We start from the raw sequence: 25,905 nt of genomic DNA on the forward strand, positions 1-25,905 counted from the left end.
GGTTAGAGCAATATTCACCGGACCTTTTGTTTATTACTTTTTGATCTGCGCGTGCATTTCCTGCACCGAGGTTACCTTCTCGGTGGCATCGGCATTCAACGCCATCGCTGTGGCGAAACCGCCGTTCAGCGTAGTGTCATAATGCACTTTGTACTGCAGCGCGCTGCGGCGAATAAGCTTGGAGTCTTCAATCGCCTGACGACCTTCGGTGGTGTTGATGATATAGGTGTACTCACCATTCTTGATACGGTCCTGAATGTGCGGACGACCTTCATGCACCTTGTTCACCAGACGTGGATTGATACCCGCTTCACCCAGAACAATCGCGGTCCCGTGCGTCGCATCCAGCTCGAAGCCAAACTTCAGCAGTTTCGCTGCCAGGTCAACCACGCGCTCTTTATCGCCTTCGCGAACGGAGAGCAGTGCACGACCCTGTTTTTTCATGGTGGAGCTACTGCCCAGCTGTGCCTTGGCGAACGCTTCAGCGAAGGTACGGCCCACGCCCATCACTTCCCCGGTAGAGCGCATTTCTGGCCCTAACAGCGGGTCAACGCCCGGGAACTTGTTGAACGGCAGCACCACTTCTTTTACCGAGTAGTACGGCGGGATAACTTCTTTGGTTACGCCCTGCTGTGCCAGCGTTTTCCCGGCCATCACGCGCGCCGCGACTTTCGCCAGCGGTACACCAGTTGCCTTGGAGACGAACGGAACGGTACGTGCCGCACGCGGGTTCACTTCAATCAGGTAAACTTCGTTATTCTTCACTGCAAACTGGACGTTCATCAGACCGCGAACCTGCAGTTCGAAGGCCAGTTTCTGCACCTGTTGGCGCATCACATCCTGAATTTCCTGACTCAGGGTGTACGCTGGCAGAGAACATGCGGAGTCACCGGAGTGCACGCCCGCCTGTTCGATGTGCTCCATGATGCCACCAATCAGCACCATTTCACCGTCGCAGATAGCGTCCACGTCCACTTCAACCGCGTCATCAAGGAAACGGTCCAGCAGTACCGGCGCATCGTTAGAAACGCTGACTGCGGTCTGGAAGTAGCGACGCAGGTCGGCTTCGTCGTAGACGATTTCCATCGCGCGACCACCGAGAACATACGACGGACGCACTACCAGCGGGTAGCCAATCTCTTTCGCCTTCTCAACAGCCTGTTCGATAGCCGTTACGGTAGCATTCGCCGGCTGTTTCAGCTTCAGACGGTCAACCGCCTGCTGGAAACGCTCGCGGTCTTCCGCGCGGTCGATGGCATCCGGGCTGGTACCGATAACCGGTACACCTGCCGCTTCCAGCGCACGCGCCAGCTTCAGCGGGGTCTGTCCGCCGTACTGTACGATGACGCCTTTCGGCTTCTCGATACGAACGATTTCCAGTACGTCTTCCAGCGTGACCGGTTCGAAGTACAGGCGGTCAGAGGTGTCGTAATCAGTTGAAACGGTTTCCGGGTTACAGTTGACCATGATGGTCTCGTAACCGTCTTCGCGCAGCGCCAGCGAGGCGTGTACGCAGCAGTAGTCAAACTCAATACCCTGACCGATACGGTTTGGACCACCGCCCAACACCATGATTTTATCGCGGTCAACGGACGGGTTCGCTTCGCACTCATCTTCATAGGTGGAGTACATGTAAGCGGTGTCGGTGGCAAATTCTGCCGCACAGGTATCCACGCGTTTGTAGACCGGGTGCAGATTGTACTGGTCGCGCAGTTTGCGGATTTCCGCTTCGCGAACGCCGGCCAGTTTCGCCAGACGCGCATCGGCGAAGCCTTTGCGCTTCAGTACGCGCAGGAAGTCAGCGTCGAGGCCGTTGATGCCAAGGTCGGTGACTTTTTCTTCCAGACGTACCAGCTCTTCAATCTGCACCAGGAACCAGCGGTCGATGTTGGTCAGATTGAACACGCCATCGACGGACAGGCCAGCACGGAAGGCATCGGCGATGTACCAGATACGCTCAGCGCCCGCGTCTTTCAGCTCGCGGCGGATTTTGGTCAATGCTTCCGGATCGTCGAGGCTTACTTTCGGGTCGAAGCCGGTCGCGCCCACTTCCAGACCGCGCAGCGCTTTCTGCAGCGATTCCTGCTGGGTGCGGCCAATCGCCATCACTTCACCGACAGATTTCATCTGCGTGGTCAGACGGTCGTTAGCACCAACGAATTTCTCGAAGTTGAAGCGTGGAATTTTCGTCACAACGTAGTCGATGGACGGTTCAAACGAGGCCGGTGTACGGCCACCGGTGATGTCGTTCATCAGTTCGTCGAGGGTGTAACCTACGGCCAGCTTGGCAGCGACTTTCGCAATCGGGAAGCCGGTAGCTTTGGACGCCAGCGCCGAGGAGCGGGACACGCGAGGGTTCATTTCGATGACAATCAGGCGACCGTTTTTCGGGTTTACCGCAAACTGGACGTTAGAACCGCCGGTTTCTACGCCGATTTCACGCAGTACCGCCATCGAGGCGTTACGCATGATTTGATATTCTTTGTCGGTCAGCGTCTGGGCAGGTGCTACGGTGATGGAGTCACCGGTATGGATGCCCATCGCGTCGAAGTTTTCGATGGAGCAAACGATGATGCAGTTGTCGTTTTTATCACGCACCACTTCCATCTCGTACTCTTTCCAGCCAATCAGTGATTCATCAATCAGCAGCTCGTTGGTTGGGGAAAGATCCAGACCGCGTTCGCAGATTTCTTCGAACTCTTCGCGGTTATAGGCGATACCGCCACCGGTGCCGCCCATGGTGAAGCTAGGGCGGATAATGCACGGGAAGCCAACGTCAGCGGCAACCGCCAGCGCTTCTTCCATGGTGTGAGCGATGCCTGAACGTGCGGTGTCGAGACCAATCTTCTTCATCGCGATATCGAAGCGACGACGGTCTTCCGCTTTATCAATGGCATCCGCCGTTGCGCCAATCATGGTCACGCCGAACTCAGCCAGTACGCCCTGGCGTTCCAGTTCCAGCGCACAGTTCAGCGCTGTCTGACCGCCCATGGTTGGCAGCACCGCATCCGGGCGTTCTTTCTCAATAATTTTGCGCACCACTTCCCAGTGAATCGGCTCGATGTAAGTGGCATCGGCCATTTCCGGGTCGGTCATGATGGTTGCCGGGTTGGAGTTCACCAGAATAACGCGGTAACCCTCTTCACGAAGGGCTTTACACGCCTGCGCGCCGGAATAGTCAAACTCACACGCTTGACCGATAACAATCGGACCCGCGCCCAGAATCAGGATACTTTTTATGTCTGTACGTTTTGGCATGGCTCTTTTACTCCTGATTATTTCGCGGACTGACGGTATTGCTCAATTAACTCGATAAAGTGGTCGAACAACGGTGCAGCGTCGTGCGGACCCGGACTCGCTTCAGGGTGCCCCTGGAAGCTAAACGCCGGTTTATCGGTACGATGAATCCCCTGCAAGGTGCCGTCGAACAGTGACTTGTGGGTCACGCGCAGGTTGGCAGGCATGGAGGCTTCATCTACAGCAAAACCGTGGTTCTGTGCGGTGATCATCACGGTATTGTTATCAATATCTTTTACCGGATGGTTACCGCCGTGGTGGCCAAACTTCATCTTAATGGTCTTCGCACCGCTCGCCAGCGCCAGCAACTGATGGCCGAGGCAGATGCCAAATACCGGAATATCGGTTTCGAGGAATTTCTGAATCGCGGTAATTGCGTAGTCGCACGGTGCCGGGTCGCCAGGGCCGTTGGACAGGAAAATACCGTCCGGATTCATCTTCAGAACGTCTTCTGCTGAGGTTTTCGCCGGTACAACCGTCAGGCGGCAGCCGCGGTCCGCTAACATACGCAGAATGTTACGTTTGGCGCCGAAATCGTAAGCCACAACGTGGAACGGCATTTCATCGGCAGATTTCGCTTCCGGCAGGTCACCGGCTAGCGTCCAGCTCCCCTGCGTCCAACTATAAGGCTCCGCGGTGGTCACTTCTTTCGCCAGATCCATACCGTTCAGGCCTGGGAAAGCTTTTGCTTTTTCCAGTGCCAGCGCCGCATCCGGGTTATCGCCCGCGATGATGCAGCCGTTCTGTGCGCCCTTTTCACGCAGCAAACGCGTCAGCTTACGGGTATCGATATCAGCAATCGCCACAATGTTATGGCGCTTGAGGTAAGAAGAGAGGTCTTCAGTATCGCGGAAGTTGCTGGCAATCAGCGGCAGGTCGCGGATGACCAGGCCTTGCGCATGTACCTGAGAAGATTCTGCATCGGCTTCATTGGTGCCGACATTACCGATATGAGGATAAGTAAGAGTGACGATTTGGCGGGAATAGGAAGGATCAGTGAGGATTTCTTGATAACCGGTCATTGAAGTATTGAAAACGACTTCCCCAACCGCCGAACCTGTTGCCCCTATGGCCCGACCGTGAAACTGGGTTCCGTCTTCCAGAACCAATAGCGCTGACTTAATCAAAACACCCTCCAGAGAATATTCACTCACTTTATTTGCATATTAATTCATTAACACCTCATGAATCAATGCAAATTTGCTTACCTATGGATTTCTGGCAAACGGCGGCATTCTAGAGATAGCTCACACAAAAGTCTACCCAAAAGGGCTTTTTTTATTATTATTTTGCGCCACTGGGATAAAACACACGATTTAACAGGCAAAAAGATCAGCTAACTCAGGGTGGAAAACGCTTGCGGCAGACAAAGAGTGTAAAAACAGAATGCGGGAGAGAAAAAAGTGGACCATTTGGTCAAAATTTACATTGAGGTAACAGAATTACCCAACAAAACATAGACAAATAACCAATTAAAAGAAAAAACACATTCAGAAGCCAAAAATAAAAGGGCAATAAAATATTGCCCTATGTAATCAAATAATTATGATTACAATAACCACATCACGAAGGGTAATGAAAGCTATAAACTGCGTAAATCAAGCACATCTTTCATGTCAAAAAGACCATTTGACTTTGATTTTAGCCAAATTGCCGAACGCACTGCGCCATTGGCAAAAGTCATGCGGCTGGACGCTTTATGCGTGATCTCAATACGCTCGCCAATATCAGCAAACATCGCGGTATGCTCACCGACGATATCCCCCGCCCGTACCGTGGCAAAACCGATCGTGCCCGGTACGCGCTCGCCGGTGTAACCTTCACGCGAATAGACGGCACACTCTTTTAAATCCTTATCCAGCGCCCCGGCAATCGCCTCGCCCATCGCCAGCGCAGTGCCTGACGGCGCATCAACTTTATGGCGGTGGTGAGCTTCAATAATCTCAATATCGGTGTAATCGCCCATCACTTTCGCCGCCTTCTCCAGCAGCTTAAGCATGACGTTAACGCCAACGCTAAAGTTCGCGGCGAAAACGATCGCAATCTCCTGCGCGGCATCACGAATAGCCTGTTTACCGGCATCGTCAAAGCCGGTGGTGCCAATCACCATCCCTTTACCGTGCTGGCGGCAAAACGCCAGATGCGCCAGCGTGCCTTCCGGGCGGGTAAAATCGATGAAAACATCGAAATCATCTTTCACCGCGTCAAGGCTGCTTTGCACGGTAACGCCCGTTTTTCCGGCCCCCGCTAATTCTCCGGCATCGCTTCCCAGTAAGGACGAGCCTTCGCGCTCTAACGCGGCACCCAATTGAACACCTTCCATCGCCATGGCGGCCTGGATTAACTGCCGTCCCATGCGGCCACCGGCGCCGGCAATGGCGACACGGATTTGTGCTTCATGCATAGCTATTCTCTTTTATAAAAATTGCGTAAACCGTTTTCAGAGTAACCAGCGCGCCCGGAGGCCGCTAGCTGAAAACACCCATAATTAGAATTTAATGATAAACAGAGGGGAATATCAGTAAAAGACATGATTCATCCCGCAGGATGAATCATTGCTGGAGCACAGGAAAGAAGTCAAACTTACTCAGTATGGCGCAAAATGATGGGAAAACGACGGAAATACGAGCAGAAATCAGCCAGTCTGCGTAGATATTTTCGCGAGTGTGGTTTTATGGCACGAGCGTGTAGTTGACGATCATTTGCCCTTTTTTCATCTTCACCTGAGTAATCGTCACCGGTCCAATCTCAGAGAGATGGGCAACATGCGTCCCTCCGCAGGGATAAGCGAGGAGATGACCAAATCCAACCTGCCGCAACCCGTCGGTGAATGTCACTTGTCTGGCGAGATTGTCTGCCTGCCAGGCGTTGATTTTCTCCTGCAACGATAGCGTATCCGGTAACGTGCCGTTTTCACCGGCGGCGAAAGTAATGCGCCCCTCATTGGGCCAATGATGTGCTTTCACCGGGAGCCAGCCAAACGCTGTACCCGCCAGGCCGATAAGATGTCCTGCCGAGTGCAGGCGGGCGTGCAGTTGACGCAACGCGACATCCACACGCAGGTTCACGATGCCGGGGAGGAGCGGTTTTGCCACGATGTGCACCACATCGTCACCGCGCGCGAGGACTGTTTCAACCCGCTCACCATCAATCCAGCCCGCATCCGCAGGCTGCCCGCCTCCCTGCGGGTGAAAAAGGGTTCTATCCAGTACCACCGCGTACCGTCCATCCAGCTCAGCCGAGCAACTCAGTAAGTTAGCTTGGCCTTCAGTGTTATCGCTGGTGTAATAAAGACGTTCAGTCATGATTGCTCTCCTCTTGATGGGAAGAGTATATTCACTTTACTGACGGCGATAATCCTGCGCTGGTTCAATGCATCTTTGTCTGGTACGCACAAATGAATCCTAACCTTCTTCCCGACCTTGCCACCTTTGTGTTGATTATCGACCAGGGGAGCTTCTCCGCTGCCGCCAAAGCCTCGGGTGCTACGCCTTCCGCTATTAGCCGCAGCGCTTCACGCCTCGAGAAGGCGTTGGGCAGTAAGCTGCTGCACCGTACGACGCGCAAGCTGGCGCTCAGCGAAACGGGCAAAATTGTGTATGCACACGCGCAGGAAATGCTGCATGCGGCGCAAATGGCCGTCGACTCAGGCAGCAGTCGACAAACCATCGCGCAAGGGCAACTGACCCTCAGCGTGCCGAAAGCGGTGGGGCGATTTGTCATTCATCCACTGATGGCCGAATTCTTTACGCGCTACCCGCAAGTGGACGTCTGCCTTCAGCTGGAAGACCGGTATATGGATTTAATCGACGACGGCGTCGACCTTGCACTGCGCATCAGTCAGTCGCCCTCCCCGGGCCTGTACGGGAAACCGCTGATGCCGGTCAGCCATGTGATATGCGCAACCCCCGAATACTTACGCAAGCACGGTACGCCCGAGCACCCGCAGGCACTGCGAGAGCATAGCTGTATCAGTCTTGGCGAGACACCTGCGGATTCACGCTGGAAGTTTCGACGCGGTGAGCGCATGGAGACCATTCAGACTCATGGCCGCTACGCCGCCAACCACACCGGTGTACGTCTGGACGCGGTAAAAAAGGATCTGGGAATCGGCAGCCTGCCACTGTTCACCGCCAGCGAGGCACTCGCCAATGGCGAGATTGTCCAGGTACTGCCAGAATGGGAATTTATCAGCGACTACAGCGGGGAACTGTGGCTGCTATGGACGCGCAATCAACATATGCCCGCCAGAATGCGGGCGATGATTGATTATCTCAGCGAGAAGGTGCCGTTGCACAACACCTGATTACAGCGCGCGGGCAAATACCTCTGCCACCCACTGCTGGAACCCCTCAACGTTCAGACCCAGCGCAACCTGCGCATTTGCCGGATGCCCCAAGCGTCCTTCAATGTCCACTACAGTCGTACCCGAGGTATATTCGCCCTGGGTTTCAACCGCCACGAAGCACGGCTGCAGGGTAAACAGTTCCGGGCGCACCAGCCAGGCAATAGCGCACAGGTCGTGCATTCGCAGCCCCGTATTCATACTGCCGCTACGGTAATGGCTAAACAGCGCATGCAGCATTTTCCCCGTCTGGTTAAGTTGGGGGAGCGTCGCCAGATAGTCCGGGGCGAGCATGGCCTGATTGGTCACATCCAGCCCACACATCACAATCTCCAGCCCACTCTGGAAGACTTTCGCTGCGGCCTCGGGATCGATAGCAATATTAAACTCGGCGTTGGGTGTGAAGTTCCCGCGCCCGGCAGAGCCGCCCATAATCACCAGACGCTGAATGTTGAATACGCATTCAGGATAATGGGTCAGCAGCAGCGCAATGTTGGTCAGCGGGCCAATCGCCACCAGCGTCACAGGCTGCGGGGCATGCATCAGCGCATCGCGAATCGCCTGGAAGGCGGGTTTTGCCATCGCCTGGCGGTCGTGTTCGACAAATTCATACCCTTCCATACCGGACTCGCCGTGCACGGAAGCGGCATCACGCAGCGGCCGCACCAGCGGCATTGATGCTCCCTGCGCTAGCGGAACATCCGCATTCCAGAAGTGCAGCAGTTGCAACGCATTACGGGTGGTTTTTTCCACCGACACATTGCCTGCTACCGTGGTCATCAGTTGCAGATCCAGCTCAGGGGCAAACAGCGCGGCGGCAATGGCGGCGGCATCATCAATGCCGGGATCGGTATCAAGAATGATCGGTAAGCGCATGGTTTCTCCATAAAAAAATGCCAGACGTTAAGTCTGGCATCTTCTCATAATCGTAACCGGAAAGACTTACTCTACTTCACGAACATCCACACGCAGCTCTTTCGGCACTTCGAAAACGATGTTCTCTTCGCGGCCTTCCAGTGGGATCGCTTCCCCACCACCAAGCTCTTGCAGGCGAGCAATCACGTTTTGCACCAGGATATCCGGCGCCGAGGCTCCGGCCGTCACGCCCACACACTTCGCTTCTTTCACCCACGCTTCCTGAATGTCGGTCGCATCGTCAATCAAATACGCCGCTTTCCCCATTCGCTGGGCCAGTTCAGCCAGACGGTTGGAGTTAGAGGAGTTCTTAGAGCCGACCACCAGCACAACGTCAGCCTGTTCCGCCAGCGCGCGAACCGCTTCCTGACGGTTGGTGGTGGCATAACAGATATCGTCTTTGCGCGGCCCGACAATTTTCGGGAAGCGTTGACGCAGCGCATCAATAACGTCAGAAGTGTCGTCAACGGAAAGCGTTGTCTGCGTCATGAAGGATAATTTTCCTTCATTTTTCACATTCAGTTTCAGCACATCATCTGGTGATTCAACCAGATACATTCCCCCTTGCGGGTTGCTGTACTGGCCCATTGTGCCTTCGACTTCCGGGTGCCCGGCGTGACCAATCAGAATGGATTCTTCGCCACGACGACTGGCGCGGGCAACTTCCATATGCACCTTCGTTACCAGCGGGCAGGTCGCATCAAAAACCGTGAGGTCACGGCCTTTGGCTTCGTTACGCACCGCCTGAGATACGCCATGAGCGGAGAAAATCAGGATCGCGCCATCCGGCACTTCGCTGATTTGCTCGATAAAAATAGCGCCGCGCTCGCGCAGGCTATCCACCACATAGCGGTTATGCACCACCTCGTGACGGACATAAATCGGTGCGCCATAAATAGCCAGCGCGTTTTCCACAATGCTGATAGCGCGGTCTACGCCAGCGCAAAAACCGCGCGGGTTGGCCAACAGGATCTGCATTTTACGCCTCCAGTGCCGGTTCGACTTCCAGCACTTCAATATCAAAATGAACGGTATGCCCGGCCAGCGGATGGTTGAAATCAACCGTGATCGAATCACCGTTGATTTCGCGGATCACGCCAGGCATCTCACTGCCGTCCATTGCGGTAAAGAGCATGATAGCGCCAATTTCTGGCTCGCCCGCGTCCATAAATTCCCGACGCGAGAAATACTGAATTAAGTCCGGACTTGACACGCCAAAGGCGGCATCCGGTTCCAGAGCAAAAGTGGTTTTATCACCTTCTTTTAGCCCCAGCAGGTGTTGTTCCAGTCCTTCAGACAGAGAACCGTCGCCCAGGCGAAACAGCGCAGGCTTGCCGTTATTGCGGGTTGACTCTGCGGTTGAGCCATCGTCGAGCTTAAGGGTGAAGTGCACCAGCACCGCACTGTTACTCTGTACTGATTTAGACATGCAGGTTGCTCTTTAAAATTGCTGCCGCCTGTTTGCCCGGTGGCGGTACGCTTACCGGGCCAACAAGGATCGCAGTATATTGTAGGCCGGAAGAGCATAGCGCCATCCGGCATTTTTTTATGCGGCTTTTTTCTCTTTCGACGGCAGGAAGCCTTCGAGCACAATCAACGCCGCGCCGATACAGATAGCAGTATCGGCCAGATTGAAGGTCGCGAAATGCCAGTCGCCGACGTAAAAGTCAATCATATCAACCACGAAGCCGTGCCACAGGCGGTCGAACAAGTTGCCCAGTGCACCGCCAATGATTAACGCATACGCGATGTTGTTCAGCTTCTGCGTCGCCTTCGAGCGATACATCATCACCATCAGGATGACGCAAATACCGATGGCGATGCCGGCAAAGAACCAACGTTGCCAGCCGCCGCTGTCGGCTAAGAAGCTAAACGCCGCACCATAGTTACGCGCGTAGTGCAGATTAAGCGACGGAAACAGCGACACCGTATCCCCCAGAGCAAAGTTCTGGAGGATCAGGTATTTGCTGCCTAAATCGATAATCAGCACGACTACCACCAGCCACAGCCAGCGTAGTCCTGTTGAACAAAGAGGCTTACTCATCAGGCAAACTTACGTTGTTCGCCATCACCGGCGATGTTGCTGACACAGCGTCCGCAGATATCTGCATGTTCCGCCACCTGGCCGACGTCGGTAGTGTAATGCCAGCAGCGCGGGCATTTTTCACCTTCGGCTTTGCTCAGTACGATTTTCAGACCTTTGAGCAGTTCGCTCTGCTGAGCATCAGCAGGAGCCGCTGCATAATCCGCAACCGTCGCACCAGAGGTCAGCAGTACAAAACGCAACTCTTCGCCCAGCGCGGTCAGTTTCGCCGCCAGCTCAGGTTCAGCGTACAGGGTGACTGAAGCCTCCAGAGAACCACCGACTTTCTTATCCGCACGCGCCTGTTCGATGACTTTGTTCACTTCGCCACGCACTTTCAGCAGCTCGTCCCAGAAGGCATCGTTCATCGCCTCGGTTTCGCCTAGGCCAAACAGACCTTCGTACCATTCACCGGTAAAGACATACTTCTCACGATCGCCCGGCAGGTAGCCCCAGATTTCATCGGCGGTGAAGGACATGATCGGCGCCATCCAACGAACCAGCGCTTCAGCGATATGGAACAGCGCAGTCTGGCAGCTACGACGCGCCACGCTGTCCGCTTTCGCGGTGTACTGACGGTCTTTGATGATGTCGAGGTAGAACGAACCCATTTCGACGGAGCAGAAGCGCATCAGGCGCTGTACCACTTCGTGGAAGTCATAGGCTTCATAGGCTTTCAGGATTTCGTCCTGCGCCGCTTGCGCACAACCTACCGCCCACCTGTCCAGCACCACCATCTCTTCCGGTTTCACCATGTCTTTAACCGGATCGAACCCGTTCAGGTTCGCCAGCAGGAAGCGCGCGGTGTTACGGATACGACGATAGCTGTCTGCAGCACGTTTCAGAATTTCGTCAGAAACGGCCATTTCACCGGTATAGTCGGTTGAAGCCACCCACAGACGCAGAATATCCGCGCCCAGTTTGTTCATCACATCCTGCGGAGAAACGGTGTTACCGATAGACTTGGACATCTTACGGCCCTGACCATCAACGGTGAAACCGTGAGTCAGTACCTGGCGATAAGGTGCTTTGCCTTTCATGGCGGTGGAGATCATCAGAGATGACATGAACCAGCCACGGTGCTGGTCAGAGCCTTCCAGATACATATCGGCCGCATGGCCTGCAAACTCAGGACGCACGTCCACGACGGAGGAGTGGGTTGAACCGGAGTCGAACCACACGTCCAGCGTATCCGGGACTTTGACATACTGGTCAGCTTCGTCGCCGAGGATATCTTTCGGATCGAGATCCCACCACGCCTGGATGCCGTCAACTTCAACGCGTTTGGCGACTTCTTCCATCAGTTCGACAGCGCGCGGATGCAGCTCTTCGGTGTCTTTGTGAACAAACAGAGACATCGGCACACCCCACGTACGCTGACGGGAGATACACCAGTCAGGACGGTTAGCAACCATCGATTCAATACGCGCCTGGCCCCAGTCCGGGATCCACTGCACGCCTTTGATCTCTTTCAGCGACTGTGCGCGCAGGCCTTTCTGATCCATGCTGACGAACCACTGTGGGGTTGCGCGGAAGATGATCGGTGACTTGTGACGCCAGCAGCATGGGTAGCTGTGCTGCATCTTCTCAACGTGCAGCAGCGCACCTTTTTCGCTCAGCAGCGCAACGATTTTGTCGTTGGCTTTAAAGACGTTCACGCCGTCCAGATCCGGATAAGTACCCGCCAGGTATGCGCCGTCCGGGCCAACCGGGTTAGCGATTTCCAGACCGTATTTCTGGCTGATGACGTAGTCATCCGGACCGTGACCGCCAGCGGTATGAACCGCACCGGTACCCGCATCCAGCGTAACGTGATCGCCAAGGATAGCTGGCACATCAAAGCCCATAAACGGATGGGTAAAGCGCAGCAGTTCCAGCTCAGCGCCTTTAACGGTGCCGAGAATGGTGTATTCAGCCGCGCCAATACGCTGCATGACGCTTTCAACCAGATCTTTCGCCAGAATCACAGCCTGGCCGTCAATCTGCACCAGCGCATAGTCAAAATCCGGTGCCAGAGAGATTGCGCGGTTCGCCGGTAACGTCCACGGGGTAGTGGTCCAGATAACCAGAGAGATCGGGCCGTTGACGTCAGAAACGCCAAATTTCGCTTTCACCGCGTCCTGATCGGCGGCGTGGAACGCCACGTCGATGGACGGGGAGGTTTTGTCATAATACTCAACTTCCGCTTCCGCCAGCGCGGAACGGCAGTCAACGCACCAGTGCACCGGCTTCGCACCTTTGTGCAGGTGACCGTTACCGATGATTTTACCCAGCGCACGAATGATGTTGGCTTCGGTTTTGAAGTCCATGGTCAGGTACGGATGCGACCAGTCGCCCAGTACGCCAAGACGGATAAAGTCTTTACGCTGACCGTCAACCTGGGTCGCTGCGTATTCGCGGCACTTGGCACGGAACTCAGCGGCGGTAAACTTCTCGCCCGGTTTGCCGTATTCCTGCTCTACTTTCAGCTCGATCGGCAGACCGTGGCAGTCCCAGCCCGGAACGTAAGGCGAGTCATAACCCGTGAGTCCTTTGGACTTCACGATAATGTCTTTCAGAATCTTGTTAACCGAGTGACCAATATGAATGCTGCCATTCGCATAAGGAGGGCCATCATGCAGAATGAAGGTTTTTTTGCCTTTTTTGGCCGCACGAATGATGCCGTACAGGTCATCATCAGTCCAACGCGCCAGCATTCCCGGTTCGCGCTTGGCGAGATCGCCGCGCATCGGGAACCCTGTTTCCGGCAAATTCAGGGTTGATTTATAGTCACTCATCAGATTCTCGGTTCCGTATTTAAAACTCGTATAGGCATTAAGCCGGTTTTGTTAGCCCCAAAAATTCACGGGCAGTCAACTCATCACGCGCAATCTGCGCTTTTAGCTCATCCAGCGAGGCAAATCGCTGTTCACTGCGTATTTTTTTACGCAGTACTACATCTATATGGCGACCATACAGGTCCATTACAACGTCCAATAGATGCACTTCCAACTGTTGGCGTACGCCTGCTACCGTCGGGCGGGTGCCGATGTTGGCGACGCCGGGCAACGGTTTGTCACCCAGTCCCATCACTTCAACCGCATAAACCCCTTTCACCGGAGAAACCTGGCGACGCAGCGGTAAGTTTGCCGTCGGAAAACCGATGGTGCGCCCTAATTCATCACCGTGAACGACACGTCCTGAGATAGTAAAAGGATGCCCAAGCAGGCTTTCGGCCAGTTGCAGGTTATCTTCTGCCAGCGCCTGACGTACCGCGGTGCTGCTAATGCGCACACCGCCTTCGCAGAAGGTTTGGGTGCTGGTGATATCAAAACCATACTCAGCGCCCGCTTCCTGTAATAACAAGAAATCGCCCGCACGGCTAGCGCCAAAGCGGAAATCATCACCAACGGCAAGAAATTGTACACCAAGGCGCTTAACCAGCAGATCGCTGATGAAGGTCTGCGCCGTTAATGCCGCAAAGCGCCTGTCAAAACGCACGCACAGCACGTAGTCCACGCCGCATTCCGCCAGATAACGCAGTTTTTCGCGCAGGCGAGTGAGGCGCGCAGGTGACTTGTCGGTCGCAAACAGCTCTAGCGGCTGCGGCTCGAAAATCATCACCATCACCGGTAAATTGCGTTTGCGCCCTTCTTCCCGTAAACCCTGCAGCAACGCACGGTGGCCACGGTGCACGCCGTCGAAATTACCAATAGTCAGCACACACCCATGCGGGGCCTGACTGAGATTATGTATGCCTCGTATCAGCTTCATGTCTGGCTCAAAACAGTGAAAATCGTGAAAGTATACCCTGTACCGCGGTCAACGTTAACCGGCGATTGTTTCTACGAAACAGAAAGAGGATTGTTTTCATTGTTATGAAACAAATTGCAGACCTTCATGGGCACGCCAATACAATTTTTCTCGTGGAAAAGCTGTATTCACGCCACGCAAGCTGGTAGAATCCTGCGCCATCACTACGCAACGAGTGCTGCAATTTAAACGGCGCTTATTTGCACAAATCCATTGACAAAAGAAGGCTAAAAGGGCATATTCCTCGGCCTTTGAATTGTCCATATAGAACACATTTGGGAGTTGGACCTTGGCTAATATCAAATCAGCTAAGAAGCGCGCCGTTCAGTCTGAAAAGGCCCGCAAGCACAACGCTAGCCGTCGCTCTATGATGCGTACTTTCATCAAGAAAGTATACGCAGCTATCGAAGCTGGCGACAAAGCTACTGCACTGAAAGCATTTAACGAAATGCAACCAATCGTGGACCGTCAGGCTGCTAAAGGTCTGATCCACAAAAACAAAGCTGCACGTCATAAAGCAAACCTGACTGCACAGATCAACAAACTGGCTTAATCGCCTGCTTGTTGTCGCTTTGTGAAAAAACCCGCGCAAGCGGGTTTTTTTATGCCTGCTATCTGACGTTTTTCTCTTTAGCCACTGATGTTGTTCTCGCTCGTTCACGCTCTTCCTGACCAGCCTGTTTTTTCAGCTATCCCTTCCTCAGTCGCGTCGCGTAATACGTGAAAGTTATTTTCTTTCACTGTTTTCCTTTTTTTATTTCATTATTAAAAAAACTGTGACCACCTTAGCAAATAGAAACATCGTTCATTCAAAAACGAATAAACGCAATCCTGATGTAAGATTTGATAATTGATTGCTGCGGTAGGGTTAACTACTTTTCATGTACACCTTACTCACTCATTTTAATCTGAGGTTAAATTCAGTAACGACATAAAAAATAATATTTAAAACTTGCTTGGAAAGTAGAAGCTGTTTTTCTGGGCGTATCGTTCCAGTATCGGAGTTATTATTATGAGTTCTGTTATTGAGGATACCCAGTCATGCGGGTCAACATCATTATCTTTACTACAGCGTATTAGCTACGGCTCTTTGGATGTGGCGGGTAATCTGCTGTATTGTTTCGGTTCAACTTACATTTTATATTTCTACACAGACGTTGCAGGTATTAGCCTCGCCGTAGCAGGCGTCATCCTGCTGCTGGCGCGTATTGTCGATGGCATAGACGCCCCCATATGGGGGATCATCATCGATAAAACGCGTTCGCGTTACGGTAAATGCCGCCCCTGGTTTTTATGGTTGCCATTACCTTTTGCCGTATTCAGCGCCCTGTCATTTTGGTCTCCTGATATCAGTATGACCGGAAAAGCTATCTATGCAGCAATATCTTATATGATTGCCAGCATTCTATTTACCGGACTTAATACACCACTCAGTGCAATATTACCTCTGATGACCTTATCTCCTAAGGAAAGACTGGTTTTAAATTCCTGGCGAATGACCGGTGGGCAGATTGGGGTTTTATTAATGAATGCGACTGCACTGCCGTTAGTTGCTTTTTTAGGTAACGGAAATGATCATGCAGGTTTTATTTATACGGCAATTATATTTGCCGTAATATCCTGTTCGCTAACGCTTTTCGCCTTTAAAAATATCCGTGAAATGGATACGGATAAAATACAGCAAGAACCTAAATTGCCGATGAAAAAGAGTTTTGCGGCAATGAAAGGCAACTGGCCATGGATCCTGATGGTGCTGGCAAACCTGATCTTCTGGATTGCCCTACAACAACGCTCCACAACGATTGTCTACTATCTGACCTACAACCTCGACCGCAAAGATCTGGTTCCACTGATTAACAGCCTGGCGACAATTCAGATCCTGTTTATCATCGCTATCCCCTTCTTTAGCAAATACCTGGCTAAAACATGGATATGGGTAGGCGGTCTGCTGGTCGCCGCGCTTGGCGGCGTCATGATGTGGCTGGCAGCAGATAACATTCCTTTTCTCATCGCCGCCTGGATACTCGGCAATATCGGCAGCGGTATCGCCTGCTCAATGCCGTTTGCCATGCTGGGCTTCGCCGTCGATTTCGGTGCCTGGAAGACGGGTATTAAAGCTACCGGCATTCTTATCGCCTTCGGCAGCACCTTCTGCATCAAGATGGGTAGTGGCCTCGGTACCGCTTTCGCTGCCTGGATCATGAACTGTTTTGGCTATGTCCCCAACCATGCCCAGAGTGCTGCGGGTCTGGAGGGAATTACCTGGGCCTTTATCTGGGCACCCGCCCTACTCTTCGCGCTCGCAGCGATCCCACTACTTTTCTTTCGTAAATACGAAGCGATGGAAGAGAAGATTCGCCACGATCTGGAAACCATCAACTAAAAACGATCTTTACCTTCACCCTCGAAATATGGGAGGCACCACCATGCCATTTATGCAACATGACCCGCGTCGCCTGGTCTGGCAGCAAAACGATCGCTATTTATGGATTGAACCCTGGGGCGAGAACAGCCTGCGCGTACGCAGTGGCCGTCATCTGCCGGTAATGAGAAATGAAGACTGGGCATTGACTGAGCCAGTCGCAGAAAGCCACTGCCACATTGATTATGAGCACCACCAGGCGACGCTGACCAACGGCAAAATTATCGCTATCGTCAATAAAAAAGGACAAGTTACCTTTTACCGCCATCCACACAAACCTCTGTTGCAGGAGTTCTGGCGCCTGCGGGGCGAAATTGGCGAGGATGAATCTTCTCACGGCCAGTACGTCAGCGCACTCAACCTTGAAGGGCGCGAATTCCGACCTATTCAGGGTGGGAAATATTCACTTAAAGCCCGCTTCGAAGCCAGCGAAGGGGAAAAAATTTATGGTATGGGGCAGTATCAACAGGCTAACCTGGATCTCAAAGGATGCGTTCTTGAGCTGGCGCAACGTAACTCCCAGGCCTCAGTACCGTTTATGCTCTCCAGTCTGGGCTACGGATTTTTATGGAACAACCCGGCAGTCGGGCGCGTAACCTTTGCCCACAACGTTACCGAATGGGAAGCACAGGTCAGCGAACAGCTGGACTACTGGATCACGGCTGGCGATACCCCAGCAGAAATTAGCCGGGCATATGCGCTGGCTACCGGCACACCGCCGATGATGCCGGACTACGCCATGGGCTTCTGGCAGTGCAAACTCCGCTATCGTACGCAGGCAGAGCTGCTGGAGGTTGCCCGCGAATATAAGCGCCGCAATCTGCCTATCTCGGTGATCGTTATCGACTTCTTTCACTGGCCGAATCAGGGTGACTGGATGTTCGATGCGCGCGACTGGCCCGACCCTGATGCCATGATTGCCGAGCTGAAATCGCTGGGAATTGAGCTGATGGTCTCCGTCTGGCCGACGGTGGATAACCGCACCGAAAGCTATCGGGAGATGCGCGAAAACGGCTGGCTGGTACAAACGGAACGTGGCTTGCCGATCAATATGGATTTCCTCGGCAACACCACTTTCTTTGATGCTACCCATCCGGGTGCGCGGGACTACGTCTGGGGCAAAGCCAAACGCAACTATTATGATAAAGGCGTGAAGCTATTCTGGTTAGACGAAGCCGAACCTGAGTTCAGCGTTTATGACTATGACAACTATCGCTACCATGCCGGGCCGGTACTGGAAGTGGGCAATATCTACCCGCGAATGTACGCCAAAACCTTTTTTGATGGTATGAAAGCCGATGGTGAAGACAAGGTTATCAACCTGCTACGCTGCGCCTGGGCCGGCAGTCAAAAGTATGGCGCACTGGTCTGGTCAGGTGATATTCACTCCTCGTTTAGATCGCTACGCAACCAGTTTGCCGCCGGACTCAATATGGGAATCGCGGGGATACCGTGGTGGACGACGGATATCGGTGGTTTTCATGGCGGTAATATTCACGACCCACATTTCCATGAACTGCTGATCCGCTGGTTCCAGTGGGGCGTATTTAGCCCGGTGATGCGTCTGCACGGCAACCGCGATCCGCAGATTTTACCGGAACAACCGTACCGGGATGGTATCGCCCAGTGTCCTACCGGTGCACCGAACGAAGTCTGGAGCTACGGTGAGGACGTGTGTGACGTACTGACGGATTGCCTGGCGTTGCGAGAGAAACTGAAGCCCTATATTAAAGCGCTGATGGAGGAAACCCATAAGCACAATACACCAGTGATGCGCCCCCTGTTTTTTGATTTCCCCGAACAGGAAACAAGTTGGGCAATCACCGACCAGTACTGTTTTGGTCCTGACCTGCTGATTGCCCCCGTAATGCATGAAGGTATGCGCGAACGTGATGTCTGGCTACCGGAAGGGGAAACATGGACGGATCTTACGACCGGCGAGAGTTATTCGGGAGGGCAAACGTTGCACTATGCCGCGCCATTGAACAGAATTCCGGTATTTATCCGCGAAGGTGGGCAGTATCGTAGCTTATTGAGGCTATAGCATGAAACCGGCTGCGGGTGAGTACCGCAGCCGGAAGTATTACGGTAAGTATGTCTACTGTGGCTTGAACAATGCCGAGTAGTCCGCATTGCAAATACGCTGCACCGCCGGATGCTGGATCATTCTTTCCGCAAATATGGCGTGATACTCTTCCATCACATTTTCTACGCGTCCAATTTCAACAATAGAATCATCAGCATAGAAATTGTGCGAATACAGAGTAGGTGCAACAAAAATAGCATTATGCGTTGCCCCAAACGCTTTCATCAGCGCAGCGTCATCAAACTCACCGAGGATTTCGACATTCAATCCTTGTGAGTTGATCCAGTTCAGCAGCTTACGTCCGAGCATCGAACGACGTCCAGGGATCAGCAACCGACGCTCCTCAAGGCAGGCCGGGAATGGTTTTTCAGGCAGCGGTTTGGTGCACCAAAAACTCACGCTGCACTCGCCTATCCGCACTGAGAACAACCCTTCCTGCTGCGTAGAATCGATCGGGCAGTCGGAGATAATCATATCCAGCTTATGTTGGCTAAGTTGATCCAACAGCATCTCGTGCGTTGACTCAAAACAACGCAGATGGATTTGTTCATCTTCAACCACAGCGGCATCCAGTACGCTGCTGACCAACTGCTTCGATAGCGCATCCGCCACGCCAACATCGAACAGCAAATTAGACTCTTTGCGGTAGTTCACGATATCCAGCATTTCCTGGCTTAAGGTGAACATCTTATCCGCGTAACGAAAAACCAATTCGCCTAACTCACTGGGCTCCAGCCCACGCCCCTTCCGCTTAAACAATTTTCCCTGTAAGCGTTCCTCAAGCGCTTTAATCTGCCCGGTAATGGTCTGCGGTGTCAGATAAAGCGCTTCTGCTGCACCAACCACTGACCCTTCTTTATAGACATGCCAAAAGTAGTACAGATGGTTGTAATTTATATGAGACATACTCTCTCCCTGAAAATTGTCACGAAAGGGTTATCCCGTCAGGCTGATGCGTTCAACCGGGCACGTAACCAGCAGTAACCTATCACTGCCGACAACAAGGAGCCGATCAGGATCCCCAGTTTTGCCCAGTTAATCAGCTCAGGATCGACGTTGCCAAACGCCAGGCTGGCAATAAAAATCGACATCGTAAAGCCAATACCGCAAAGAATACCGACCGCCATAATCTGCTGGAAATTCGTTCCTTCCGGCAATTGCGCCACCTTGAGGCGTAACGCCAGCCAGCAAAACAGACTGATACCCAACGGCTTACCGATCAACAAACCCGCAATGATCCCCAGCGGTAATATCGAGGTCAGTCCATCAATAGTGACGCCCTGCAGTGAAACGCCTGCGTTGGCGAAGGCAAACAGTGGCAGGATCAGGTATGCCACCCATGGATGCAGAACATGCTCCAGTCGCTTCGCCGGTGAACGCCCATGTTTTTCCTTCAATGGAATGAAGAAGCCCACGATCACGCCCGCCAGAGTTGCATGCACGCCAGACTTCAGTACGGCAGTCCACAGCACTACGCCGACCAGAATATAAATACCGGTGCGTCTCACTCCGCACAGATTCAATCCTGCCAGAACAAGGATCGCGCACGCGGCAACGCCCAGCGACAGCAGCGAGAGGTCGCTGGTATAGAACAGTGCGATGATTACGATAGCGCCGAGGTCATCAATAATCGCCAGCGCCATCAGGAAGATTTTCAACGCCAGTGGTACACGACTGCCCAACAACGCCAGCACACCTAACGCAAAAGCGATATCCGTTGCCGCCGGGATCGCCCACCCTTCACGGGTGATGGGATCGGCATAGTTGAATGCCAGGTACAGCAGCGCCGGGACAATCATGCCCCCGATAGCAGCAATGATCGGGAACGCCGCCTGACGCAGACTGGCCAGCGAACCTTGCATTAACTCGCGCTTTACTTCCAGACCAATCAACAGGAAGAACACCGCCATCAACGCGTCGTTGATCCACAGCAGCATATTTTTGTTGATCTCAAGCGCGCCAACCCGCAGTTGAACGGGCGTTTCCAAAAAGGCGTGGTACCATCCACTGGTAACCCCGATATTTGCCATCAGCATAGCGACCACGGCTGCGATGATCAGAATGATGCCCCCCGAGGCGTCACTACTAAAAAAACGATGCAGATGTTTCACTTTTATTCTCTCTATTGGGTGAATACTTCGTAAATACTATCTTACACCCTCAAAAAGCTCGTTAAAATTAGATTATTCATGATAGATAGATCGGTTTTTACGAGTAAAAATTTCAGCAATCATCAAGATGTTCTGCCTGTGCCATTACCGCCAGAGAGAATGATTCCTCCTCTCAGATCTTCAAAAATTCTTGGATCAGAGTATTCTCGTATTCATTGATATATTGGGATAATAATCAAAGAGCTAAGATGGACTCGACACCTCTCCCGCAAGAAATATTAAGAACCTGGCAACGCATTGAATTTTTTCAGCCTTATACGCTTGAAAGAAAAGATAAAAGCCTGCTGATCCCACTAAAAAAACTCATTACATTAGGTGATGCTTCACTTCCGTGGCATTCAGAGAAATTACGCCAGCAATATGACATTCCGCCGAAGGCATCATTTATTGTTCACGTAGGGCTATTTGAGAAAAATATCGTCAGCCGCATTAGTCAGGAGGTTCTTGGAACAAATGAGGAAAATGACGACGAATGCGAACAGCGCTTGGATCAGGAAGGGACAACCTGTTTTGCTAAGATGCAGTTGAACGGAGAAGGTGTACCCACGAGAGATAAACTGTCGGTAAGTTCGCTACCCTGGGCGTTGGGCCATCTTAAAAAACGTCAATTCCACAAACTCGACTCATCAGTCTTTGCGGTCGATTGTATGCATCTTGCCGATACATTCAATGATTTCTGCGTTACGTTAGAGCCCGTAAGGGAAAAAGGCCCGGGTGTATTGCGCGCAAGCAATATTCTCACGCTGCTCGACACTCATTTAACATCATGGGCGGACTTTGCACCTGAATGGCAATATGCAATACAAATTGACTGGTTTAACGGCAACAATGAGAGCCAGGACACGGAACAAGAAGAAGCTAGCGAAACGGAAGACCTCATAAGCGACAATGAAAAAGCATTAGTACTTCCCATCTTAAATAGCTTCTTTTTTGAGGATATTGAAGATGCAATGTCATCATTGGAAGACACTCGATGCCGAACACTCAATACTTACCTCACTCACCGTGTTCACAGAAACCCAGATCTCTATTCTCAGAAAGGACTAACAGCCATTATCGATAAGCTGCATCCGACTAAAATGCCTCTGGGGCGTTGGCCTTCAGAGCCAGAGCACGCGATGTCATTAATGCAGCAGTTTGCAATAAATACGGCGGTAGAAGAGCTTGCTGAAGGTGGATTACTATCAGTAAATGGGCCTCCGGGAACGGGGAAAACGACGTTGCTGCGTGATTTAGTTGCGCATAATGTCGTTGAACGAGCGAGAGTCCTTGCGGGCTTCAGCAATGTGGAAGATACGCTTACCCATGAAGGCTTTATCGTCCCGGAACTGACCGGTTTCGAAATGATTGTGGCCTCATCCAATAATGCAGCCGTAGAAAATATCTCTAACGAATTACCGCAAAAGAAATCGCTGGCCGAAGAATTTCGTTATCTTGACTATTTGTCACCGACCGCAAATCAAGTTGCAGCAAAATCCCTGCCCAAATCTGCGCATAAAAGAGATAAAGATGGAAAAGGAACTGAGCGTAATTACCATCTCTTTCGTCCTCTTGCGACAGAAAAACAGTGTTGGGGATTAATTTCAGTAGCTCTTGGAAGAAAAACAAATCGTACAAAATTCGCCCAAAGACTACTGTTTGATGAGCATTTTTTACGCGACACATCAGTCGAAATGGCCAGACCGGACAACGAAAACTTTCTCAGCCTTTGGCGCTGGAAGTCTTGCCACAATAAACTCTCTTTCACCGCAGCAAAGCAGCATTTCATTCACTGCCTGAAAACAACAGAAGAGCTGCAAAAACAGTTAGCAGAATTAGCCGAACTGCTGGCAAAAAAACCTTACTGTTCATCTGATGCTTTGTCTTCGGACATGGCAAAAGCGGCAGTGCGATGTGAAGATCGGCTTAGCGCACTTAAGGAATTTGAAGCCGAGCGGGACGTAATTGAAAAACAGATTCAGCATGCCAAGCAACAGCAAAAAATAGAGGAAGCCGATGCACCTGGCCTGCTGACTCGTTTGCTCAATCGTAAAAAGGTACAGACTTACCAGACATCATTACGTAACACACAACAGCATCTTTTAACGCTTAGCGCATCATTAATACACAAAACACAGCTCGTTTCTGAACAGCGTAAACAACTGAATGAGGCAGACACCCAAAAACGCCGCTTACAGCAAGAAATAGACAGGATTGCCCTGCAGCGCGAGGAAATAGAACAAAAATTGCGGGGCCTGAAGGATAAGTTTTCAGGAATAGCTCTACCTGATAGCCATAAACCCATCGATAATGCTGGCTTACAGCGCACCGCATTCTGGCAAAACGCTCAGATCAACCGCCAACGCTCACTGTTGTTTATGGCTGCGATGGATCTTCATCAAGCCTGGCTTTACGAGGCAATGGGGAGCGTTGATCGCTTTAGAGAAATGTTCCTGCTCCGCCTGAGGAATTTTTTACATTCCCCTCATCTTGAGCCCACGCCACTCCCCTGGTGGCAAACGTTATGCATGTTTGTCCCGGTACTCTCTACAACCTTTGCCTCAGTGGGACGTATGCTGCATGGAGTAAAAGGCGGCGAGCTTGGCTGGGTAATGATCGATGAAGCTGGCCAGGCATCACCTCAACAGGCCGTCGGCGCTATATGGCGCGCCAAACGCGTACTCGTTGTGGGCGATCCGTTACAGATTGAGCCTGTATTCACCACCTCTCCATCACTGGTTAGGCACCTTTGTCAGGATCTTCTACACGAGCATGCTGAAAAGTGGAATCCAGAAAAGCTCTCAGTCCAACAGGTTGCCGATCGCGTCAATCATTGGGGCTGCAAATTAGAGATGATGAACAATAACATCTGGATTGGGATCCCATTATGGGTACATCGCCGTTGTATCGAACCCATGTTCAGTATTGCTAATAAACTGGCATACAATAACCGGATGATTCACGGGCTTGATACAGATAAAATCTGTAGTCGTCTCGTCAATGGCGAACTTGAAAACCACTGGTTGGTTTCAAGAGGGGGTTTGGGAGACAAGCAGTACCGAGATAGTCACGGTCAAAGCCTGATTACGCTACTGGACCGTCTACTCACGGAAAATATAGAGCTGGGGTCTATTTACGTTATTACTCCATTCAAGGCTGTTAAATATGCGTTGTTGGAACTGATTGAACAAAGAGAGCTGGCCAGTTGGCAACAATACTCACCGCGACTAAAACATAAAGAAATAAAAGAGTGGCAAAAAAGCTGTGTTGGTACAGTCCATACTTTTCAGGGGAAAGAAAACGACATCGTTATTTTTGTTCTCGGATGTGATGTACACAATCGCGGCGGCGCAGAATGGGCTTCGAGCAAACCTAATCTTCTGAACGTGGCCCTTACCAGGGCTAAAAAACACATTTTTGTTATTGGAGACCCATTGGTATGGAAGACATTACCCGGATTTGCAAGTGTCGCACATACCTTGCCGGAGAAAGCTGAGACAAATATCATTGTTGAACAGGTAAGCCTGGAGTGGCAGTGAGAGTAGAACCAAAAATAAAAGCCTGAGATTTTCCAATTTCAGGCTTTTTATCATATACGGCAGTATGCTTAGCGCGTCAGATCGTCAAAGAACTTCTTCACACCGTCGAAGAAACTTTTGGAGCGCGGACTGTTTTGTTCGCCGGTCGGGCCGCCAAAGCTGTCCTGCAGATCTTTGAGCAGTTGCTTCTGCTTGTCGTTCAGGCCCACTGGGGTTTCAACCACCACGCGGCACAGCAGGTCGCCCTGAGCGCCACCGCGTACAGACTTGACGCCCTTTCCACGCATGCGGAAAAGTTTGCCAGTTTGCGTTTCGCCCGGAATTTTTAGCTTCACGCGACCGTCCAGCGTTGGGACTTCAATCTCGCCGCCCAGCGCAGCCATCGCAAAGTTAATCGGTACTTCGCAGTACAGGTTATTGCCTTCACGTTCGAAAATTGGGTGCTGTTTTACCTGCACCTGAACGTACAAATCACCTGCTGGCGCACCATGTTCACCGGCTTCACCTTCGCCCGCTAAACGAATGCGGTCGCCGGTATCAACCCCTGCCGGGATCTTAACGGACAGCGTTTTGCTTTTCTCAACACGACCATGACCGTGGCATTTGTTGCACGGATCTTTGATCAGCGTACCGCGGCCCTGACAGTGTGGACAGGTCTGCTGTACGGCAAAAAAGCCCTGACGCATCTGTACCTGACCAGAACCGTGACAGGTTGGACAGGTCTGTGGCTGAGTACCTGCCTTCGCACCGCTACCGTGGCAGACGTCACACTCTTCCAGAGTCGGAATACGGATCTCTTTGGTGACGCCACGCACGGCTTCTTCCAGAGTGAGATCCATGTTGTAACGTAAATCAGCACCACGTGAGGCGCGCTGACGACCACGACCGCCGCCAAAGATATCGCCAAACACGTCACCAAAGATATCGCTGAAGTCAGCCCCGCCGCCAAAACCGCCGCCGCCGCCCATGCCGCCTTGCTCAAACGCAGCATGACCGTACTGATCGTAAGCCGCACGTTTTTGCGCATCGGTCAGGATCTCGTACGCTTCTTTGATCTCTTTAAACTTGGCTTCGGCCTCTTTATCACCCTGGTTGCGGTCTGGGTGAAATTTCATGGCCAGGCGCTTGTAGGCCTTTTTGATTTCACGCTCTTCCGCTGACTTGGAAACGCCTAAAATCTCGTAATAGTCTTGCTTAGCCATCTCTTTTTATCTGCCCCTAACATGCGTGCACGGGCGGAGAGGAAACCTCTTCGCCCGTGCCAGTAATTACCCGT

General features: G+C 52.2%; 18 protein-coding genes and 1 pseudogene. 5 read left to right on the plus strand and 14 right to left on the minus strand.

Going from position 1 to position 25,905, the window contains the following annotated elements; genetic code table 11:
* Positions 1-33: 33 nt before the first annotated feature.
* From carB to OGX90_RS15500, 4 genes are all read right to left on the minus strand, one after another.
* Positions 34-3,258: a carbamoyl-phosphate synthase large subunit gene (carB, locus tag OGX90_RS15485; RefSeq protein ID WP_003829707.1), complete on the minus strand. Its 3,225-nt coding sequence runs from the start codon at positions 3,256-3,258 to the stop codon at positions 34-36.
* Positions 3,259-3,275: 17 nt separating this feature from the next.
* Positions 3,276-4,424, minus strand: a complete 1,149-nt coding sequence (gene carA / locus OGX90_RS15490) for a glutamine-hydrolyzing carbamoyl-phosphate synthase small subunit (RefSeq protein WP_003829709.1) — start codon at positions 4,422-4,424, stop codon at positions 3,276-3,278.
* 455 nt (positions 4,425-4,879) lie between these two features.
* Positions 4,880-5,701 carry a 4-hydroxy-tetrahydrodipicolinate reductase gene (gene dapB, locus OGX90_RS15495; RefSeq protein ID WP_008786159.1) on the minus strand — a complete coding sequence of 274 codons (822 nt, stop codon included), beginning with the start codon at positions 5,699-5,701 and terminating at the stop codon, positions 4,880-4,882.
* Positions 5,702-5,969: 268 nt separating this feature from the next.
* Positions 5,970-6,602, minus strand: coding sequence for an alanyl-tRNA editing protein (locus OGX90_RS15500; protein WP_057066987.1), 633 nt, complete (start codon positions 6,600-6,602; stop codon positions 5,970-5,972).
* A 92-nt stretch (positions 6,603-6,694) separates the two neighbouring features.
* On the opposite strand from OGX90_RS15500, the gene OGX90_RS15505 reads away from it, so the two are divergent.
* Positions 6,695-7,603 (plus strand): LysR family transcriptional regulator, encoded by a 909-nt coding sequence (locus OGX90_RS15505; protein ID WP_286624218.1) that lies wholly within the window; start codon positions 6,695-6,697, stop codon positions 7,601-7,603.
* On the opposite strand, the gene rihC is transcribed toward OGX90_RS15505, so the two are convergent.
* The 7 genes and pseudogenes from rihC to OGX90_RS15540 all read right to left on the minus strand — a co-directional run bounded on the left by rihC (position 7,604) and on the right by OGX90_RS15540 (position 14,616).
* Positions 7,604-8,518 carry a ribonucleoside hydrolase RihC gene (gene rihC / locus OGX90_RS15510; protein WP_003829716.1) on the minus strand — a complete coding sequence of 305 codons (915 nt, stop codon included), beginning with the start codon at positions 8,516-8,518 and terminating at the stop codon, positions 7,604-7,606.
* 66 nt (positions 8,519-8,584) lie between these two features.
* Positions 8,585-9,535: a 4-hydroxy-3-methylbut-2-enyl diphosphate reductase gene (gene ispH / locus OGX90_RS15515; RefSeq protein ID WP_003018925.1), complete on the minus strand. Its 951-nt coding sequence runs from the start codon at positions 9,533-9,535 to the stop codon at positions 8,585-8,587.
* A 1-nt stretch (position 9,536) separates the two neighbouring features.
* Positions 9,537-9,986, minus strand: a complete 450-nt coding sequence (fkpB, locus tag OGX90_RS15520; RefSeq protein ID WP_003018929.1) for an FKBP-type peptidyl-prolyl cis-trans isomerase — start codon at positions 9,984-9,986, stop codon at positions 9,537-9,539.
* 117 nt (positions 9,987-10,103) lie between these two features.
* Positions 10,104-10,601, minus strand: coding sequence for a signal peptidase II (lspA, locus tag OGX90_RS15525; protein WP_003018932.1), 498 nt, complete (start codon positions 10,599-10,601; stop codon positions 10,104-10,106).
* Positions 10,601-13,417 (minus strand): isoleucine--tRNA ligase, encoded by a 2,817-nt coding sequence (gene ileS / locus OGX90_RS15530; RefSeq protein WP_286573827.1) that lies wholly within the window; start codon positions 13,415-13,417, stop codon positions 10,601-10,603. Before ileS ends, lspA begins: the two co-directional genes overlap by 1 nt.
* 37 nt (positions 13,418-13,454) lie before the next feature.
* Positions 13,455-14,393, minus strand: coding sequence for a bifunctional riboflavin kinase/FAD synthetase (gene ribF, locus OGX90_RS15535; RefSeq protein WP_286573828.1), 939 nt, complete (start codon positions 14,391-14,393; stop codon positions 13,455-13,457).
* A gap of 7 nt (positions 14,394-14,400) precedes the next feature.
* Positions 14,401-14,616, minus strand: a pseudogene (locus OGX90_RS15540) (DUF2575 domain-containing protein).
* A 105-nt stretch (positions 14,617-14,721) separates the two neighbouring features.
* On the opposite strand from OGX90_RS15540, the gene rpsT reads away from it, so the two are divergent.
* The 3 genes from rpsT (at position 14,722) to OGX90_RS15555 (ending at position 18,898) form a co-directional block, all read left to right on the plus strand.
* Positions 14,722-14,985 carry a 30S ribosomal protein S20 gene (gene rpsT / locus OGX90_RS15545; protein WP_003018940.1) on the plus strand — a complete coding sequence of 88 codons (264 nt, stop codon included), beginning with the start codon at positions 14,722-14,724 and terminating at the stop codon, positions 14,983-14,985.
* Between the two features lie 459 nt (positions 14,986-15,444).
* A complete protein-coding gene (locus OGX90_RS15550; RefSeq protein WP_008786155.1) occupies positions 15,445-16,815 on the plus strand; it encodes an MFS transporter in 1,371 nt (456 codons plus the stop codon).
* A 43-nt stretch (positions 16,816-16,858) separates the two neighbouring features.
* Positions 16,859-18,898, plus strand: a complete 2,040-nt coding sequence (locus OGX90_RS15555; protein WP_234692557.1) for a glycoside hydrolase family 31 protein — start codon at positions 16,859-16,861, stop codon at positions 18,896-18,898.
* 54 nt (positions 18,899-18,952) lie between these two features.
* Here OGX90_RS15555 and nhaR read toward each other — a convergent pair whose 3' ends face one another.
* Complete coding sequence (nhaR, locus tag OGX90_RS15560; protein WP_032942332.1) at positions 18,953-19,846, minus strand: transcriptional activator NhaR; 894 nt, start codon at positions 19,844-19,846, stop codon at positions 18,953-18,955.
* A 38-nt stretch (positions 19,847-19,884) separates the two neighbouring features.
* The gene (gene nhaA, locus OGX90_RS15565; RefSeq protein WP_008786152.1) at positions 19,885-21,051 is read right to left on the minus strand and encodes a Na+/H+ antiporter NhaA; all 1,167 of its coding nucleotides are present in this window, start codon (positions 21,049-21,051) and stop codon (positions 19,885-19,887) included.
* Between the two features lie 248 nt (positions 21,052-21,299).
* Between nhaA and OGX90_RS15570 the strand changes: the two genes are divergently transcribed.
* Positions 21,300-24,629 (plus strand): DEAD/DEAH box helicase, encoded by a 3,330-nt coding sequence (locus OGX90_RS15570; protein ID WP_286573937.1) that lies wholly within the window; start codon positions 21,300-21,302, stop codon positions 24,627-24,629.
* 68 nt (positions 24,630-24,697) lie between these two features.
* Here OGX90_RS15570 and dnaJ read toward each other — a convergent pair whose 3' ends face one another.
* The gene (gene dnaJ, locus OGX90_RS15575) at positions 24,698-25,831 is read right to left on the minus strand and encodes a molecular chaperone DnaJ (protein ID WP_003829737.1); all 1,134 of its coding nucleotides are present in this window, start codon (positions 25,829-25,831) and stop codon (positions 24,698-24,700) included.
* Positions 25,832-25,905: the final 74 nt, after the last annotated feature.

The sequence above is a fragment of the Citrobacter sp. Cpo012 genome, assembly GCF_030333015.1.
Lineage (GTDB): Bacteria > Pseudomonadota > Gammaproteobacteria > Enterobacterales > Enterobacteriaceae > Citrobacter > Citrobacter portucalensis.

What these genes read in the sequence shown, in the direction of transcription:
- OGX90_RS15550 (WP_008786155.1), top strand. Translation starts at nt 15,445, where the DNA reads ATGAGTTCTGTTATTGAGGATACCCAGTCATGCGGGTCAACATCATTA.
- ribF (WP_286573828.1), bottom strand. Translation starts at nt 14,393, where the DNA reads ATGAAGCTGATACGAGGCATACATAATCTCAGTCAGGCCCCGCATGGG.
- fkpB (WP_003018929.1), bottom strand. Translation starts at nt 9,986, where the DNA reads ATGTCTAAATCAGTACAGAGTAACAGTGCGGTGCTGGTGCACTTCACC.
- OGX90_RS15505 (WP_286624218.1), top strand. Translation starts at nt 6,695, where the DNA reads ATGAATCCTAACCTTCTTCCCGACCTTGCCACCTTTGTGTTGATTATC.
- carB (WP_003829707.1), bottom strand. Translation starts at nt 3,258, where the DNA reads ATGCCAAAACGTACAGACATAAAAAGTATCCTGATTCTGGGCGCGGGT.
- dnaJ (WP_003829737.1), bottom strand. Translation starts at nt 25,831, where the DNA reads ATGGCTAAGCAAGACTATTACGAGATTTTAGGCGTTTCCAAGTCAGCG.
- OGX90_RS15570 (WP_286573937.1), top strand. Translation starts at nt 21,300, where the DNA reads ATGGACTCGACACCTCTCCCGCAAGAAATATTAAGAACCTGGCAACGC.
- nhaR (WP_032942332.1), bottom strand. Translation starts at nt 19,846, where the DNA reads ATGTCTCATATAAATTACAACCATCTGTACTACTTTTGGCATGTCTAT.
- ileS (WP_286573827.1), bottom strand. Translation starts at nt 13,417, where the DNA reads ATGAGTGACTATAAATCAACCCTGAATTTGCCGGAAACAGGGTTCCCG.
- lspA (WP_003018932.1), bottom strand. Translation starts at nt 10,601, where the DNA reads ATGAGTAAGCCTCTTTGTTCAACAGGACTACGCTGGCTGTGGCTGGTG.
- dapB (WP_008786159.1), bottom strand. Translation starts at nt 5,701, where the DNA reads ATGCATGAAGCACAAATCCGTGTCGCCATTGCCGGCGCCGGTGGCCGC.
- ispH (WP_003018925.1), bottom strand. Translation starts at nt 9,535, where the DNA reads ATGCAGATCCTGTTGGCCAACCCGCGCGGTTTTTGCGCTGGCGTAGAC.
- OGX90_RS15500 (WP_057066987.1), bottom strand. Translation starts at nt 6,602, where the DNA reads ATGACTGAACGTCTTTATTACACCAGCGATAACACTGAAGGCCAAGCT.
- rihC (WP_003829716.1), bottom strand. Translation starts at nt 8,518, where the DNA reads ATGCGCTTACCGATCATTCTTGATACCGATCCCGGCATTGATGATGCC.
- OGX90_RS15555 (WP_234692557.1), top strand. Translation starts at nt 16,859, where the DNA reads ATGCCATTTATGCAACATGACCCGCGTCGCCTGGTCTGGCAGCAAAAC.